At 53.6% G+C, this 15,075-nt stretch carries 21 protein-coding genes and 1 other RNA gene; 17 read left to right on the forward strand and 5 right to left on the reverse strand.

The features are described 5' to 3' along the window. Positions 1–218, forward strand: a 218-nt coding sequence (locus M8006_RS03930; protein WP_250080161.1) for a hypothetical protein, incomplete at its 5' end; no start/stop codon positions are given. A gap of 265 nt (positions 219–483) precedes the next feature. Here the strand turns inward: M8006_RS03930 and pssA are convergent. Together pssA and ilvC are read right to left on the reverse strand one after the other, a co-directional pair. Further along, the gene (gene pssA, locus M8006_RS03935) at positions 484–1,341 is read right to left on the reverse strand and encodes a CDP-diacylglycerol--serine O-phosphatidyltransferase (protein ID WP_250080162.1); all 858 of its coding nucleotides are present in this window, start codon (positions 1,339–1,341) and stop codon (positions 484–486) included. A 146-nt stretch (positions 1,342–1,487) separates the two neighbouring features. Next, complete coding sequence (gene ilvC, locus M8006_RS03940) at positions 1,488–2,504, reverse strand: ketol-acid reductoisomerase (protein WP_250080163.1); 1,017 nt, start codon at positions 2,502–2,504, stop codon at positions 1,488–1,490. Positions 2,505–2,679: 175 nt separating this feature from the next. On the opposite strand from ilvC, the gene ilvY reads away from it, so the two are divergent. Beyond that, positions 2,680–3,573: an HTH-type transcriptional activator IlvY gene (gene ilvY / locus M8006_RS03945; RefSeq protein WP_250080164.1), complete on the forward strand. Its 894-nt coding sequence runs from the start codon at positions 2,680–2,682 to the stop codon at positions 3,571–3,573. Between the two features lie 51 nt (positions 3,574–3,624). Here the strand turns inward: ilvY and fur are convergent, their stop codons facing one another. Beyond that, positions 3,625–4,080 (reverse strand): ferric iron uptake transcriptional regulator, encoded by a 456-nt coding sequence (fur, locus tag M8006_RS03950; RefSeq protein WP_250080165.1) that lies wholly within the window; start codon positions 4,078–4,080, stop codon positions 3,625–3,627. Positions 4,081–4,152: 72 nt separating this feature from the next. Here fur and M8006_RS03955 point away from each other — a divergent pair, with 72 nt between their 5' ends. Next, positions 4,153–4,581: an outer membrane protein assembly factor BamE gene (locus tag M8006_RS03955; RefSeq protein ID WP_250080166.1), complete on the forward strand. Its 429-nt coding sequence runs from the start codon at positions 4,153–4,155 to the stop codon at positions 4,579–4,581. Positions 4,582–4,611: 30 nt separating this feature from the next. On the opposite strand, the gene M8006_RS03960 is transcribed toward M8006_RS03955, so the two are convergent. Further along, the gene (locus M8006_RS03960) at positions 4,612–4,932 is read right to left on the reverse strand and encodes an RnfH family protein (RefSeq protein ID WP_250080167.1); all 321 of its coding nucleotides are present in this window, start codon (positions 4,930–4,932) and stop codon (positions 4,612–4,614) included. Continuing rightward, complete coding sequence (locus tag M8006_RS03965; protein ID WP_250080168.1) at positions 4,922–5,356, reverse strand: type II toxin-antitoxin system RatA family toxin; 435 nt, start codon at positions 5,354–5,356, stop codon at positions 4,922–4,924. The genes M8006_RS03960 and M8006_RS03965 overlap by 11 nt, the downstream gene beginning before the upstream one ends. Before the next feature lie 121 nt (positions 5,357–5,477). Between M8006_RS03965 and smpB the strand changes: the two genes are divergently transcribed. From smpB to M8006_RS18235, 14 genes are all read left to right on the forward strand, one after another. Next, complete coding sequence (smpB, locus tag M8006_RS03970) at positions 5,478–5,972, forward strand: SsrA-binding protein SmpB (RefSeq protein WP_250080169.1); 495 nt, start codon at positions 5,478–5,480, stop codon at positions 5,970–5,972. 44 nt (positions 5,973–6,016) lie between these two features. Beyond that, positions 6,017–6,395, forward strand: a transfer-messenger RNA (tmRNA) gene (gene ssrA, locus M8006_RS03975). 165 nt (positions 6,396–6,560) lie between these two features. After that, complete coding sequence (locus M8006_RS03980) at positions 6,561–7,802, forward strand: tyrosine-type recombinase/integrase (RefSeq protein WP_250080170.1); 1,242 nt, start codon at positions 6,561–6,563, stop codon at positions 7,800–7,802. After that, a complete protein-coding gene (locus M8006_RS03985) occupies positions 7,795–8,487 on the forward strand; it encodes a hypothetical protein (RefSeq protein ID WP_250080171.1) in 693 nt (230 codons plus the stop codon). The genes M8006_RS03980 and M8006_RS03985 overlap by 8 nt, the downstream gene beginning before the upstream one ends. Positions 8,488–8,628: 141 nt before the next feature. Beyond that, positions 8,629–8,847 (forward strand): helix-turn-helix transcriptional regulator, encoded by a 219-nt coding sequence (locus M8006_RS03990; RefSeq protein WP_250080172.1) that lies wholly within the window; start codon positions 8,629–8,631, stop codon positions 8,845–8,847. A gap of 278 nt (positions 8,848–9,125) precedes the next feature. Next, the gene (locus tag M8006_RS03995; protein ID WP_250080173.1) at positions 9,126–9,332 is read left to right on the forward strand and encodes a hypothetical protein; all 207 of its coding nucleotides are present in this window, start codon (positions 9,126–9,128) and stop codon (positions 9,330–9,332) included. Beyond that, complete coding sequence (locus M8006_RS04000; RefSeq protein WP_250080174.1) at positions 9,329–9,655, forward strand: hypothetical protein; 327 nt, start codon at positions 9,329–9,331, stop codon at positions 9,653–9,655. Before M8006_RS03995 ends, M8006_RS04000 begins: the two co-directional genes overlap by 4 nt. Then, positions 9,652–10,086 carry a hypothetical protein gene (locus tag M8006_RS04005; protein WP_250080175.1) on the forward strand — a complete coding sequence of 145 codons (435 nt, stop codon included), beginning with the start codon at positions 9,652–9,654 and terminating at the stop codon, positions 10,084–10,086. Before M8006_RS04000 ends, M8006_RS04005 begins: the two co-directional genes overlap by 4 nt. Further along, positions 10,083–10,337: a hypothetical protein gene (locus M8006_RS04010; RefSeq protein ID WP_250080176.1), complete on the forward strand. Its 255-nt coding sequence runs from the start codon at positions 10,083–10,085 to the stop codon at positions 10,335–10,337. The genes M8006_RS04005 and M8006_RS04010 overlap by 4 nt, the downstream gene beginning before the upstream one ends. Continuing rightward, on the forward strand, positions 10,327–10,521 hold the full coding sequence (locus tag M8006_RS04015; RefSeq protein ID WP_250080177.1) for a hypothetical protein: 195 nt from the start codon (positions 10,327–10,329) through the stop codon (positions 10,519–10,521). Before M8006_RS04010 ends, M8006_RS04015 begins: the two co-directional genes overlap by 11 nt. Beyond that, the gene (locus tag M8006_RS04020) at positions 10,518–12,467 is read left to right on the forward strand and encodes a replication endonuclease (protein WP_250080178.1); all 1,950 of its coding nucleotides are present in this window, start codon (positions 10,518–10,520) and stop codon (positions 12,465–12,467) included. Before M8006_RS04015 ends, M8006_RS04020 begins: the two co-directional genes overlap by 4 nt. Then, positions 12,464–12,832, forward strand: coding sequence for a hypothetical protein (locus M8006_RS04025; protein WP_250080179.1), 369 nt, complete (start codon positions 12,464–12,466; stop codon positions 12,830–12,832). The genes M8006_RS04020 and M8006_RS04025 overlap by 4 nt, the downstream gene beginning before the upstream one ends. A 94-nt stretch (positions 12,833–12,926) precedes the next feature. Beyond that, entirely contained in the window at positions 12,927–13,151 is a 225-nt protein-coding gene (locus tag M8006_RS04030; RefSeq protein WP_250080180.1) for a hypothetical protein, read from the forward strand. A 2-nt stretch (positions 13,152–13,153) separates the two neighbouring features. Further along, positions 13,154–14,992 (forward strand): ClpP-like prohead protease/major capsid protein fusion protein, encoded by a 1,839-nt coding sequence (locus tag M8006_RS18235; protein WP_250080181.1) that lies wholly within the window; start codon positions 13,154–13,156, stop codon positions 14,990–14,992. Positions 14,993–15,075: the final 83 nt, after the last annotated feature.

The following is a 15,075-nucleotide window of genomic DNA, read 5'->3' on the forward strand; positions in this document are numbered from 1 at the left end:
CAGTTTACAATCATTGTGATGCTTACATGTCACTCGAAAGTCACATAAGTGCATCAAACTTGGCTCAAGGTTTTCAAACGTTCTCTCAAGATCCGAAGACCTTGGTCGAGTCGCTTGCCTTGATAATCGGTGATTTATCACCCTCATCGGCAAGCGCCCACATGAATTACCTGATCACATTATTAAAGAGCATGTCGTTGAAGGAAGTCATTCGATAACCTGAATGGCTTGCCTCAGCGAGGAAGGCGTATTCTACGCATTCCGTGATGTTTGTCAACTCGCTTTTCGCTAAGATGGCGATAAACGTGTGAAGGCAATAGTCGAGCGATTGATACAAACTGACAACTCAATCAAGCCTCTAACCTTCTGACAAACCAAGGTTTTTACACCTTAATCACCGCTGGTAACGCTGTGCGTCCCCGGCAGCGGATGCGTACTCTACGGGTTCAATGACGGGTTCGCAAGGGGTTGTGCGAAAAAGTTCTAACTCTTGGGCTTTGCCTTACGCATGACAGCCAGCACAGGCCCCGAAAGCACATAGACCCCAAACAACAATAACAACATTGCGGAGGGTTCTACGGAAATCATAACAAACCCCAACACAACTGCCAGCAGCACAACAAAGGGCACCGGCTTTTTAAAATCGAAATCTTTAAAACTGTAGTAGCGAATATTGCTGACCATCAACACTCCTGCGGCTGCCACCATAAATAGCATCAACAACTTAAACCCCAGCGCATCAGCATCAAAGCTATGGAATGTCCATACGCTTGCGGCAATTAATGCGGCGGCAGAAGGGCTAGGCAAGCCGATAAACCATTTTTTATCCGTGCTACCAATCTGCACGTTAAAGCGTGCTAAGCGAAGCGCGGCACAGGCAACGTAGAGAAAGGCCACCACCCAGCCGGTTTTTCCGATATCCTGCAAAATCCAGGTAAAGGCGACCAAGGCGGGCGCCATACCAAAAGAGATCATATCGGCCAGACTGTCATATTCAGCGCCGAACGCGCTTTGCGTGTTGGTCATTCGTGCAACACGGCCGTCCAAGCCATCAAGCACCATGGCAATGAAGATAGCGACGGCTGCGGCAGTAAAATCACCGTTGATCCCGGCCACCACCGCGAAAAAACCCGAAAACAGCGCCGAGGTGGTAAATAGGTTAGGCAGTAAATAAATACCCTTGCGGCGAATTTTCTGACCATCTTCAACCGACTCTTCAATGACTTCGGTTTCGCGCAAAAAAGTACTCGCCAAGTCCTCGCTACTCACTCGCTTAGAGGATTCTTCCTCTTCCGGCGAAGGAGAACTTGCTCGCTCTGGGTCATGAGCATCCTGAGTCATAAGTATCATCCGTTTGAAATGAAGTCACATAAATAGCGTTCTCTTCATTCTACACGGAGAACCTCACTCAGCCAGCCCGTTAGCGTGATGGCGCCATACGTAAAGGGGCGCGACATAGCGCCCCCAATCCATCAAGCAACCCAGACTCAGTTTTTCGACTTATCTACCAATTGATTAGCGGCAATCCACGGCATCATGCCACGCAGCTTAGCGCCTACCTGTTCAATTTCGTGCTCAGCGTTTAAGCGACGACGTGCGGTCATCGACGGATAATTGCTGTTACCCTCATTGATAAACATTTTGGCGTATTCGCCGGTTTGAATACGCTTTAAGGCGTTACGCATGGCGGCACGTGATTGCTCATTGATCACTTCGGTACCCGTCACGTACTCACCATACTCCGCGTTATTAGAGATGGAGTAGTTCATGTTGGCGATACCGCCTTCGTACATCAGGTCAACGATCAGCTTGAGCTCGTGCAAACACTCGAAGTAGGCCATTTCCGGCGCGTAGCCCGCTTCGGTTAGCGTTTCAAAACCGGCTTTCACCAATTCCACAGCACCGCCGCACAGCACCGCTTGCTCGCCGAACAAATCTGTTTCGGTTTCATCTTTAAACGTGGTTTCAATGATACCGCTACGACCGCCGCCAACACCTGCTGCATAGGAAAGCGCCAGCTCTTTGGCCTTACCTGACGCATCTTGATGAATTGCGATCAAATCGGGGATACCGCCGCCTTTCACAAATTCAGAACGAACTGTGTGGCCCGGTGCTTTCGGCGCGATCATGATCACGTCGAGATCTTTGCGTGGCTCAATCTGATTGTAGTGAATGTTGAATCCGTGGGCGAAAGCCAACGTCGCGCCCTCTTTCAGGTTCGGTGCAACTTCCTGCTCATAGATCGCTTTTTGGTTTTCATCCGGCGCAAGAATCATCACTACGTCAGCGGTTTTACACGCTTCTGGCACGGTGGCAACTTTCAAACCAGCAGCTTCTGCTTTTGCTGCAGAAGAGGACCCTTCGCGCAACGCCACGGTTACATCAACGCCAGACTCTTTTAAGTTATTGGCATGCGCGTGCCCTTGAGAGCCATAACCAACGATAGTGACTTTCTTCGCCTGGATAAGAGACAGGTCACAATCTTTATCGTAATAAACGTGCATAGCAGGAACTCCATTAAGTATTTGAAATAAAACGTCATATCAGCGTTGAAAGCCACTGGCGCTGTCTCATGCAGCACTCGCTTCAAGCAATGAAGTCACCTTACGCGATGACGCCTATTGCGTAAAACGCTATATTTGCAACACAACAATGCACATAGTGAAACACGGGGCTCTCATGGACTTTCGACTACTTAAGCACTTCATCACTTTGTCTGACACCCTCCACTTTGGCCGCGCTAGTGAGCTGTGTCACACAAGCCCCTCTACCCTTAGCCGTTCGCTTCAGCAGTTAGAAAACGAACTCGCCACGACGCTTATTGAACGCGACAACCGACATGTTTCGTTGACGCCACAAGGGATGCACTTCCAGCGCTACGCGCGGGATACGCTAGATCAGTGGGAAACCATCAAACGAACGCTGGCAGACGAAGCGGCACAACTAACCGGCGACATCAGCATCTATTGCTCCGTTACTGCGAGCTACAGTTTTTTGTACGAACTGCTTAGCGACTTCCGCCTCCAACACCCCGGCATCGAGTTCAAGCTACATACCGGCGACCCCGCAAATGCAATGAACCGTGTATTATCGGGTGATGACGATATGGCCATCACGCCTCGCCCACGGACGCCCCCGCCAGCACTGGCGTTTAAATCACTCACACGCTCATCGCTTGTATTCATCGCCCCCACGAGCCCAGCTGAGTGGCTACCCCACACCCCCGAAAGCTCAACAGCGCAGCAGTGGGAGACAGTGCCGATGATTTTGTCGGAGGCGGGCTTATCGCGCGAATACGCCGATACATGGTTTAGAGCACTTGGCGTCACACCGCGCATTTATGCTCAGGTGGCAGGGCACGAGGCTATTGTCAGCATGGTGGGTCTAGGGTTTGGCGTCGGCGTGGTACCCAAAATTGTGCTGGATAACAGCCCGCTGGCTGAGAGTGTCAAGATACTCCACGTCAAGCCAGAACTGCCTTATTACGATGTGGGCTTATGTGTGCTCAATCGGCGCCTAAAGCGGCCTAGGATTCAGGCACTTTGGGAAGCAGTTAGTGAGCGACGCCCCTAAAAAGTAAAACGGCAGGCGTAATGCCTGCCGAAATCACTTATTGAATACGCATCAACGTCGGGGTCTAGGTAAGTGACTATCAGCGCGCGATGGAGTGTCATCCTTAGGACGCACATAAAGTACCAGCGCATGATCCACTAATTCATAGCCATGCTCTTCAGCAATCTCTTGCTGACGGCGCTCGATCATTTCATCGACAAATTCAATGATCTCACCGCTATTAAGGCAGACCATGTGGTCATGATGATCTTCTTGAGTTAACTCGAATACAGCATGCCCGCCGTCAAAATTATGACGAATTACGAGGCCCGCTGTCTCAAATTGAGTCAACACGCGATAGACCGTTGCCAAGCCAACATCTTCTCCCGCATCAATCAGTGTTTTATACACTTCTTCTGCGCTTAAATGGTGTTGGCCAGAGGCATTTTCGAGGATTTGCAGGATTTTAACGCGCGGCAGGGTCACTTTGAGCCCGGCTTTACGCAGTTCATGGTTCTGATCGGCCATGGTTGCTCTTCGCAGTAACAGGTTAGGTCGGGTATGATCGACCGAAACCACGATAGTGAAGAATAGGCGCAAATGCAAAAATTGACTCGAATTATCACGTTCTCAGCCACGCTCGCACTCATTAGCGGTTGCAGTTATGTCGGCGTTTATAAACGCGACATCCCGCAAGGCAACCTCATCACGCAAGATATGGTGGAGCAACTTAAGCCCGGCATGACGCAAGAACAGGTCACGTATGTCATGGGCCGCCCTCTACTTGAGGCGCCCTTCGACTCGCGCGAGTGGGACTATGTTTCTCGGCTAGATAAAGCCTACAGCGGCGTCGAAACCCGGCGCGTCACGCTAACGTTCGATCGACAAGGGGAACTTACCAAGATTGATAAAGAAGGGGATTTCTCCGAGGGTCTACCGTTAGGCACAGAAACTAGCTTAGGGCCTGCCACAGAAGGCACCGACCCAATGGACGCACTTCCGAGTGACAGTACGCAAGCAGCCCCCTGAGTCAGAGCGTAACCGACGCCTCGTCCCTAACTAGTGCTCTGCCTGGCGCTTCGCACGCGCTAGGCGAGCCACTTTAGGATCCACCTCTAGCGGGCGATACACTTCGACACGATCACCTTGGCGTAGCGGGTACGCAGACGGCTCTCGTATTACTTTGCCAAAGACGCCAAGCGGCGCCTGATGAAATGTCTCGGGCGAAACCTCGGGGAAGAGTAACGGCAAATTTGCTTTTTCCACCGCCTCAAGCACCGTGGTTCCATCAGGCACTGTTAGGGCAACGATGCGTTGTTTTTGCGGCAATGCGAACGCCACCTCAACAAACAGCGAGTTCATATGGCTTTCAACGGCCATGTAACTCGTTGGCACGCTTAGTAAACGAATCCACCAACTGCCCAGCAATTTGTTGAAATATCTTACCGAACGCCATACTTAACAGACGGTTAGCAAACTCAAACTCCATCTCCAAGCTGACCTGGCAAGCATCTTCACCCATCGGTACGAAGCACCAACGCCCTTTCAGGCGTTTAAATGGTCCACTGACTAGCGACATTTCAATTCGCTCGGGCGAATACAGCTCGTTACGCGTCTTAATGGTTTGTTCGATACCTGCGCGCCCTAAAGTCATTTCACCGATAAGATGTGCATCATCGCGCTCAATCAACCGCGCACGACGACAACCCGGCAAAAATTCCGGATAGGACTCGAAATCGTTCACCAGTTCAAACATTTGCTTAGGAGTGTGCCGCACCAAGGCGGAACGATTCACGGTTGGCATTGACCTCTCCGCTGACTTCATAGTGCCCAAGGCGTATCATGGGGGCTAATCTTAACGCACAAATAGTATCACGGCTCTCTTCTCCGCGAAGAGGCAACCAACAGATCAATGACGAGGTCTCATGGCCACAAAGAAAGGAAAAACCAAAAAAGGTCCTAGCAGCAGCGTCATCGCTCAAAATAAGAAGGCCCGCTTTGAGTATCATATTGATGAAACCTTCGAAGCGGGTCTCTCGCTGGCTGGCTGGGAAGTCAAAAGCCTTCGCGCAGGCAAAGGACAGTTAACAGACACGTATATTTTAATTCGCAATGGCGAAGCGTGGCTGCTGGGTAGCCATATCATGCCGCTAAACACCGCGAGCACTCATGAAATCGCTGACCCCACACGGACGCGAAAATTACTGCTGCACCGCAAAGAAATCGCCAAAATTTTCTCGGTAACCCAGGATAAGGGCCACACGTGCGTCCCCCTTAAGCTTTACTGGAAGCGCAACAAGGTGAAGTGCGAACTCGCCCTAGTCACCGGCAAGAAAACCCACGACAAACGTGCCACTGAAAAAGATCGCGACTGGCAACGTCAAAAAGGCCGTATTATGCGGGAACAAAACAAGGCATAACTGGTCAATTTATTACAAGCGCGTTAGAATGCGCGTCTCACTAAGGGGGCGACATGGTTTCGACGCTGGTGACAAACCCTGCGGTGCATGCCGAGAGCGTGATGTATCTCGTAAATCCAACATCACGAAAAATAGTCGCAAACGACGAAAACTATGCTCAGGGCGCGCTAGCAGCGTAAAGCTGGTAGCTTCTTGTCCGGCTCCAAGGTGATGTGCCTATTCATCACTGAGGAGATACGAGCTAAAGCTGATAGGACCGCGGTTGGCGGTGTCTTCTCGTCAATCGTTAAACTTAAGAAGGCTCGCGTGGCTGGATCCTGATCGTCGGAGCCAGTCGCGTTAAAGCAAAAGACGAAATCTAAGCATGTAGAGCCAATGGGCGAGTGCCGGCGGACGCGGGTTCAATTCCCGCCGCCTCCACCACACAAAGGTTTCAAGAGTTCTCAAAACCTCCCAAGAAACCAGCAAAAAAGCGCCTCAGGGCGCTTTTTTGTTGTCTTGGCATTGGGTGGAAACTCTTGACACAACCCCACTATAGGGGGCATATCTGGGGGCACTATGAGCCTTCACCGATGAGGTGCCCCCAATATGGCCCACGTTAGCAATAAGCTATCAGCTACCGCCGTGCGCAGCGCCAAGCCCCAAGAGAAAACCTACCGCCTTACCGATGGTGGGGGCATGTATCTTGAAGTTACCCCAACTGGGGGCACCTACTGGCGCATGAAGTACCGTTTCCACGGCAAGGAAAAGCGCTTAGCCATTGGCGTTTACCCCGAAATCAGTCTTTCCGCTGCTAGAGAGGCCCGCGAACAGGCCCGAAAGCTACTGGCGCAAGGGCTAGACCCCAGCACCACAAAGCGCGTTACCAAAGAGCTTGGCAAAACGACGGCGGGAAATACCTTTAAAGCCGTGGCCACAGAATGGCTTGAGCATATCCACCGCCATGAAGTGGTGCCCGACCACTACAAGCGCAACAAGTCACGCTTAACCCGTGACGCCTTTCCAGCGCTGGGCCATCGCCCTATTACCGATATAACGCCGCCTGAACTGCTGGAATGCCTGCGCAAAATTGAAAAGCGCGGCCACCTTGAAACAGCGCACCGGGTAAAAACCCTGTGCGGGCAAGTATTCCGATATGCCATATCCACGGGCCGCGCCGAACGTGACTTAACGCCAGACCTTAGAGGCGCGTTACGCACCCCTAAGACAAACCACCATGCAGCCATCACCGACCCGGCAGAGCTGCCTCCACTGCTGCATGCTATCGACGGTTACGGCGGGATGCCCGTTACCATCGTCGCGCTCAAGCTCTCCCCGCTGGTGTTCGTTCGCCCTGGTGAGCTACGCCAAGCCAAGTGGGCAGACTTCGATTTAGAGCGCGGTGAATGGGCTTTCCAGCCAAGCAAAAACGCTGATCCGTTGGTGGTGCCCCTACCCCGTCAAGCGGTCGACATGCTGGCAGAGCTTCACCGCCTAACGGGCCGGGGTGAATACGTGTTCCCCGGTGCCCGCAGTAGCAAACGCCCAATGAGTAACGCCACGATAAAGGCCGCGCTGGATCGTATGGGCTTCAAAGGGGAAATGACCGCCCACGGCTTCCGGGCCATGGCCCGCACTATTTTGGCTGAGCGCCTTGGCTACCCAGAACAGTACATAGAACAGCAGCTAGCCCACAAGGTGAAAGACAGCAACGGGCGCGCCTATAACCGCACCACGCACTTAGAACAGCGCCGGGAAATGCTACAAAGCTGGGCCGACTACCTCGACGCCCTGCGCGATGGTGCAAGTAATGTGGTGCCGATCTACAAGGGAGCGGCCAATCATGGATGAAGAATTGCAAGCTATTCAGGCTGACTTAGATAACGTATTGGAGCGCCTCGCTAAGCACATGAATAGCAAAAGCGAATGCTCTCAAATAAGCGTTAGAGAAAAGGTTGATCTTGAGGATGCAGCCGCTGTTGTGTTGCTCTATTCAAATAAAGAAAAAATATCAAAGAGTCTTAATAGCTTGATAGAAATTTTCTTAGTTCATAAAGAGGAACAGGCGTCTAAAAAGGCCAATTTTATAGAAGTGCACGGCAATCGACTAGGAACACTATTGGCTTGTTTTGATGCTCTGTCTAACACACTGATTGTGCCTAGCCACAATGAACTGAAGCTATTGAGCGTAATGGCTAATGACTTTATGGAGGGGCGATCTAAGTGGGTTGGCCAGTCGCTAGGATTGCCGTTAACTAGGCCTCGTAAAACAAAAGAAAATGAGCCAGCAAAGCCACCGCTTGTGACAGATGGTTATGTCGACAATAAATATACTTGGAAGATGATAGGCGCAATGGATGTCTACTATGCCCAAGAGCAAAATAAAACTCCTATAGATGATGGGCTTTTTGAGTTAATTGCTAAGCGCTGGAACATCAAGCCAGGAACTCTTAAGGACTTTTATTACAACGACGATGGAGTTAAAAAATATAAAGATTTTAAGGAGTTAGCAAAAGGAATTCGTAGCTCAGAGTAGGTACATAGTTACCAAAATAAAAATAAAGCGACGCGAAAGCAGATAGATTCTGAATTTCGCCGTGAAATCCAGCAATACTTGAGATATGCCGCCATCCATCCTTTCAGCCATGCCCCATAAGCAACCAAAGGAGCTAAAGGCATGGCTACCCCTACCAAACCAACGTCCAACCTAATCCGATTCCCTGTCGTCCGCGAAAAAACCGGGATGAGTACGACCGGTGTTTATCGCGGCATGGAGCGCGGTGACTTCCCGAAACCCGTTCGCATTGGGCCGCGCGCCGTGGCCTGGGTAGAGTCGGAAATAGACGAGTGGATTCAGCAGCGCATTGAAGCGAGCCGCCAAGAGGGGGCAGCATAATGTTTGACCGCTACCCCGCTCCCAGCTATGCTCTAACGGCTGGCGCAAAATCGTCAGCAACTACAGACCTTGGCCGGTCTGAAAGATACAGGCGCATCAGCGCCCACCGCGATAATGGCGCTTTTTTTGTGCCCATCATCCGCGTATGTGGTGGCTGCATGTGGGACGCTTTCGAGCGTGCCGGAATCCTGTATCTCCGGTCGGCCAACCCGCATGCAGTCGCCTCCAACTGTTTGGCCGCAGTAGTGGCGACTCCGAAGATACAGGAGTCCGTCCCAATGGCATCATTACGCCTTTCAAACCTCATTACCCGCAGTTTATCCCGCCGGGCCGAAGCGCATAGACAAATGGCCAAGGCCGCTTTGTTTGCCGATTCCAGCACGCGCACCCGCCTTAAGCGTTACAACCACCACATCGAAAAAGCCCAACAGCTAGAAGCCCGCGCCCTAGAAACTGCCAAGCGCAGCGTAGGCGGTGCAGCATGAATAACGCTAACCACCACATTCCAGCCCCCAGCTTGCTTACCCAAGCCCACCGCGACGCCATGGCCTACATCCAGGACCTGGCCATAACAATCAGCTTTCAAGGCATCTATTGCGTAAGTGCTGAATACACAGGCGTTGGCCATGGATTTCGCGTCAACGTGCTGCTGTTCAGTGAACTGGCTAAAGATAATTTCAAAGCCCACCAATCCTTCACTGTTTACCTTCCTGGCCTAGAGCGCTTGGCTGGTCATAACGCCCTTGAAGAGCTGCAAGCCATTGCCCGCGATCTGGAAGCGCTGCTTCCAGGGGTGGTGGCTGAATGAGTTGCGTCTTCCACTATTCCAACCTTGTGCAAAAGCTGCCGCCGGTTCTGAACAGCGGCCAGCTACTGCCCCATGCAGATACCCACGTTGAAACGCCCTTGCTGTGGTTTTCAGCACACCCGTTTTGGGAGCCTACCGCGACAAAGCCCTGCTGGACTGGTGGCACGCTGGTTAACCTCAAATTTTGGGAATACCGCGACCTGTTCGGCTGCGTTCGTTTTGCACTACCTGCCGACGATAACCGCCTAATGACATGGCGCGAAGCGTGCAATTACGCGTGCCTACCCAGAAATGAGCGCCGGAAACTGGAAGCCGCAGCCCGCAAGCGGGGAGGCGATCCCAAGCAGTGGTTTGCTGTGCCCGTCGCCATTCCACTCACAGACGTGAAACTTGAAGTTCTCAGCGGTAATACATGGAGGGCTATTTCATGAGCCGCCCACAAGATCAATCCGTAAAGCAACTGGTCGAGCTGCGCGACATCGGCGAAGCCCAAAGCACGCTAGCAACCGCCCTGGGTGATACCGCTTATCTAAGTCAGGGAGTAACGGAACAGCAGGCGCTTGCATGGGCAACGGCTTTCCGGTGCATGGGGGAGCGCGCCACCACGTTAGCCAATGACCTACTTGATGAAAGCATTGACCCCGCTGGCGCTGATCAGGAAGGGGGCCGCGATGCTGACTAGCCCCCATGAAAAAGCCCAGCGCAATGGCTGGGCCTTCTCCGCGCCGCTGACCAAAGCAAACGCTAAACCTGAGAGTAGCACACGGTATGGGGCGCGCCTATGCCTTATCGATCAATGCCAACCCTTCGGGGTTGGTGCTGGCGCTGAGAAGCCACGCCCGGTAAGTGGTAAGGGGGTGGTATGACCAGCCACGCCGCCTTTATTGATCGACAAGCCCTTGCTGATTCGCTGCTGAACTGTGGCCCGTGGAAGTGCTGCAGCGATGATCAAGCCTTGATCGACCACGCCACCGCCCAAGCCCGCGCCATTGAACTGGAAGCCGCCAGCCTGGGCGATCCTGTTTACGCGCTACAACGTGCCCGCCGCCGTGTCGCTTTGCATTGCCTACCCCTTCCCACCGGGCATAGTACCGCCGGGGAACTCTTACGCCTTGCATGCCCAATGTGGTGGCGCCGTCAGCTTAGACGACTCACCAGCCGCCGCCGTGAGCAGAGGCAGCGCATCTTAGGCCGAACACAGAAGCGGGCAGGCATTTACGTTAGCAACGAAGGCTACCGCCGCCGTATTGACCAAACCACCCGCAACGCCCGCTTACTGGAAGCCATCACGGCCACCAACCAGGACGGCGACCAGTACACCCTTGCAGAGCTGGCCGAGCTTGGTTTAGCAAACCCTGAGTTTCGGCGGGCAGAGCTAATGTTGCGCATTGCCGACACTGAGCGGGAAGCCGACCGGGCCGGGCATTGCGGCATGTTCTACACCATCACCACTCCTAGCCGCTTTCATCCGGTACGACAGAACGCCAGCATTAACCACAAATATGCTGGCGCTAACCCGCGTGAAGCACAGGCCTACTTGCAAAACCTATGGGCGAAAGCCCGCGCTAAATTCAAGCGAGACGGTTTAGGTATTTACGGGATCCGTGTTGCCGAGCCTCATCACGATGGAACGCCTCACTGGCATTTGCTGATATGGATGCGCCCCGAAGATGAACCCAAGGTAACCAGCATATTACGCCGCTACTCGCTGGAAGATTCACCGGGTGAGGTTAAGCGAAACACCAACGTTAGATTCAAGCCCGTGGCCATTGATCGAAGCAAGGGAAGCGCTGCCGGGTATGTGGCCAAGTACGTGGCGAAAAATATCAACGGCAAGCAACACACCCGCCAAGGCGTACCGAGCGATAACCTCGACCACTACGGCCAGCCACTAGAAACCAGCGCCCCGCGTATCGAAGCGTGGGCGGCCTGCTGGGGTATTCGTCAGTTTCAGTTTGTGGGCCTGCCTTCCGTCACGGTGTGGCGTGAGCTGCGCCGCCTCAAAGATGAACAGCGCTTAGCTGATTGGGAAGCGGCCACACGGCCAGAGCCAGAAGCCGCCGCGATCCTGGGAGAGTTACGCCAAGCGGCCAATGCTGGCGCCTGGGATAAGTACCTTCACTTGATGGGCGGCCCCATGCAGCCCCGTGACGCCGCGCCTATTCGCCCGTGGCGTGTGGTGCGTCAAACCGTTGACGCGGCCAACATCAACCCTATGACCGGGGAATGGTCAAGCGACACGCTTGGCCGTTACGGGGAGCCGATGGCGGGCATCTGGGGCTTGGTGGTTAGCAGTCAGCTAGGCGAAACGGAATACCTTACCCGGTACTACCGCTGGACGTTTGAACGCAAAGGTGAAGCGGCCGGGTTTGATTTTAAGCGCGTAGGCGAAGCCGCAGCGCCTTGGACTGGTGTCATTAACTGTACGCACAGCGCCATTAAGCATGAGAGAGAAGCAAGGGAACTGGCAGCAAAAGGGCCATTAAAAGCTTTCCGGTACATGGGCGAACTAAAACCTAAGCGCCCGCTATGGCCATGGGAGAAATCAATCCTATTTGAAAGGGGCGTTACCGAGTCCGAGTGGTTTAGGCGCATGTGCCCACCGTTACCCCGCGAACAGGTAAACCGTATCCAGCAACAAGCCAAGGTAGACGCCCACCAATGCCGCATCGATTCTGTTAGGCGCCGCCTTGAACACGAAGATCGTGAGCGTTTGCGCGCCTCACTGGATGAAGGCCGTGAACTGGTACTTGATTGGCTGTTGGATGGGGAGCTGTCACTCGCTGATATTCCACCGGGAGTATTTGCATGAACGGTGACGCTCTACTTACACGCATTGCTCAGATGCAAGCCGCTGCTGGCGCTTCCCGGTCGCAAGGCAAGCCCGGCACCCGCCCCCAACAACGCCCACGCCGTGCGAGCGTGACCAGCCGCGTGGAATCGTGGCTGGCGCTGATAGAGAAACGGTGTGCCCTGCTGGCTGAGGATCGCCGCTTTATTCGCCTACGTCTGGCCACACAACAAAACAGCGAAGCAATGCGACTTGCTAAAGGGTATTGCGCCGCCTGGGAACAGGCAGCCATGCAAGAACAGCTCGCCCACGTAAAGAGCAACGCAGGCCGTCAAGCGGCTAATCTTTGGCTTAAGCGACAGCTAGATAAAAAAATAAATCCTTAATTATCAGAAAGTTGTGAGGCTATATTTTCTATAATATCTATTATATTCTGTATAAAAATTCAGCATTTTCATTAAGCCCTTTGGAGTTAACGCAATGCCTAAATCACAGACTAAAAACAACCACCTTACCGTTCACCTTGATGAACAGACGGTATACATGCTGGCGCAGTTAAAGCGCCAAATTGATGCAGAGCGTCACCCAGCAGCACCGCCTTATTCCATGGCTGAGCTGGCGCGTTTGTCGATCCGTAAGTGGTGTGACAATCAAGCCGCCCCGGTACCGCACCCATGGCTAGGTAAAGAGAGTGAGGAAGCGTAACCGTGGATATTCAGATTTATGATGTGATCGACGGTGTGACCGCTGCCACCGTCAAGCGCCTGTTAGCCAGCGGCAGCAACGAACCTATCACGCTGCATATCAATAGCCCCGGTGGCAGCGTCACCGATGCTCTAGCGATCTTCAATAACCTGCGTACCTATGCTGGCAACGTGACTGCGTTTGTGGATGGCCTAGCGGCAAGCTCTGCGACCCTGGTAATGCTGGCAGCCGATGAAGTGGTAATGGCTGAGCATAGTTTCATCATGGTGCACAACCCGTGGTCTGTGGTGATGGGCGACGCAAGAGCGATGCGCAGAAGTGCAGACACGCTTGATAAAGCCGCCGACGAAATGGTCACGCTCTATGCCGAGCGCACCGGGCAGAGTGACGAAGCCATCACGGCAATCATGGAAGCTGAGACTTGGTACAACGCTGAGGAAACGGTAGCCGCCGGGTTTGCCCAGCGGGTTGAAGCCAGCGAACAGGACAAGCCCCGTATGTCAGCGGTGGCCATAGCTTACTTGGCCAACATCACCAACCTACCCGAGGCAGCCGCCCAGCGCCGGGAAATGCAGATAGCCGCCCAGCGCCGTGAAGCGCAAATAGCCGCCCTAAATCAATTTCCAGACCTGCCCGCCGTGGCCCAACTTAAAAACAGTCAGGACATTAAGACTATGTCAGCCGAACAAATCCGCGCCGCTACCATGAACGCCTTAGGCCAAGGCACCACACCCACAGCCCCACCACGCAAAGACGTTGGCGCCTTTGCTGATAATGGTAACGCCGTACAGGATGGCATGATTGAAGCGCTATTAGATCGTGCAGGTGTTGCCAAGTCACAGGACAAGAGCAACCACTTCCGCACCATGAGCTTAGCCGAAATGGCGCGGGCCTCTCTTACCGAGAAGGGCGTCAGTGTCAGCGCCTATGGCTCCAAGATGCAGATGGTGGGCGCTGCCTTCACTCATACCTCTAGTGACTTTGGCCATGTGCTACAGAACGTGAGTGAGAAGGCCATGCTAAGAGGCTGGGAGAACAGCGGCGAAACCTTCCCGCGCTGGACTAAGAAGGGCACGTTAAGCAATTTCCACACGGCACACCGTGCAGGCCTGGGCGGCTTCCCCTCACTACCCAAAGTGAAAGAAGGGGCAGAGTACAACTATGTCACGGCAGACGACCGCGCCGCCCCGATTGCCTTAGCGACATACGGCGGACTGTTCAGCATCACACGACAGGCAATCATTAACGATGATATGAGTGCCTTTCAAGCGATCCCCGCCAACATGGGGCGAGCGGCAAGCCGTACCATTGGTGACTTGGTTTACGCCATCTTGATGAGCAACAACACCTTCACAGACGGCAAGCCGTTGTTTCATGATGACCATGGCAACATCATCACCAGCTCTGAAGGTTTCATACCTAATGCGCTGGGTGAGGCCCGTAAGCAAATGCGCATGCAGAAGGATAGACACGGCAACACGCTGAACATCGCGCCCGCCTTCGTGATTGTGCCCGCCGCCCTTGAATCTATCGCCATGCAGGTGCTAAGCAGTACCTCAGTGCCGGGCGCTGAGACCAATAGCGGCATCATGAACCCGGTCAACAGCATGGGGGAACTGGTGGTTGAAAGCCGTCTTGATGCACACTCCCCGGATAATTGGTACGTGGCGGCTGAGCTGGGAAGCGACACGGTAGAGGTGGCTTACTTGGACGGCGTTGATACCCCTTACCTTGAGCAGCAAGAGGGGTGGAGCGTGGACGGTGTAAGTTACAAGTGCCGCATTGATGCAGGCGTTGCACCGCTGGACTATCGCGGCATGGTTCGCGGCAGCAAGGCATAACCCTTAGGGGCATTATCGCAAGCAGTCAACGCCGTGAAGGGAGCGATCCTTTCACGGCTTTTTTGTGCCTGGTGCTGGCGCTC

The organism is Halomonas llamarensis, assembly GCF_023555005.1.
Lineage (GTDB): Bacteria > Pseudomonadota > Gammaproteobacteria > Pseudomonadales > Halomonadaceae > Vreelandella > Vreelandella llamarensis.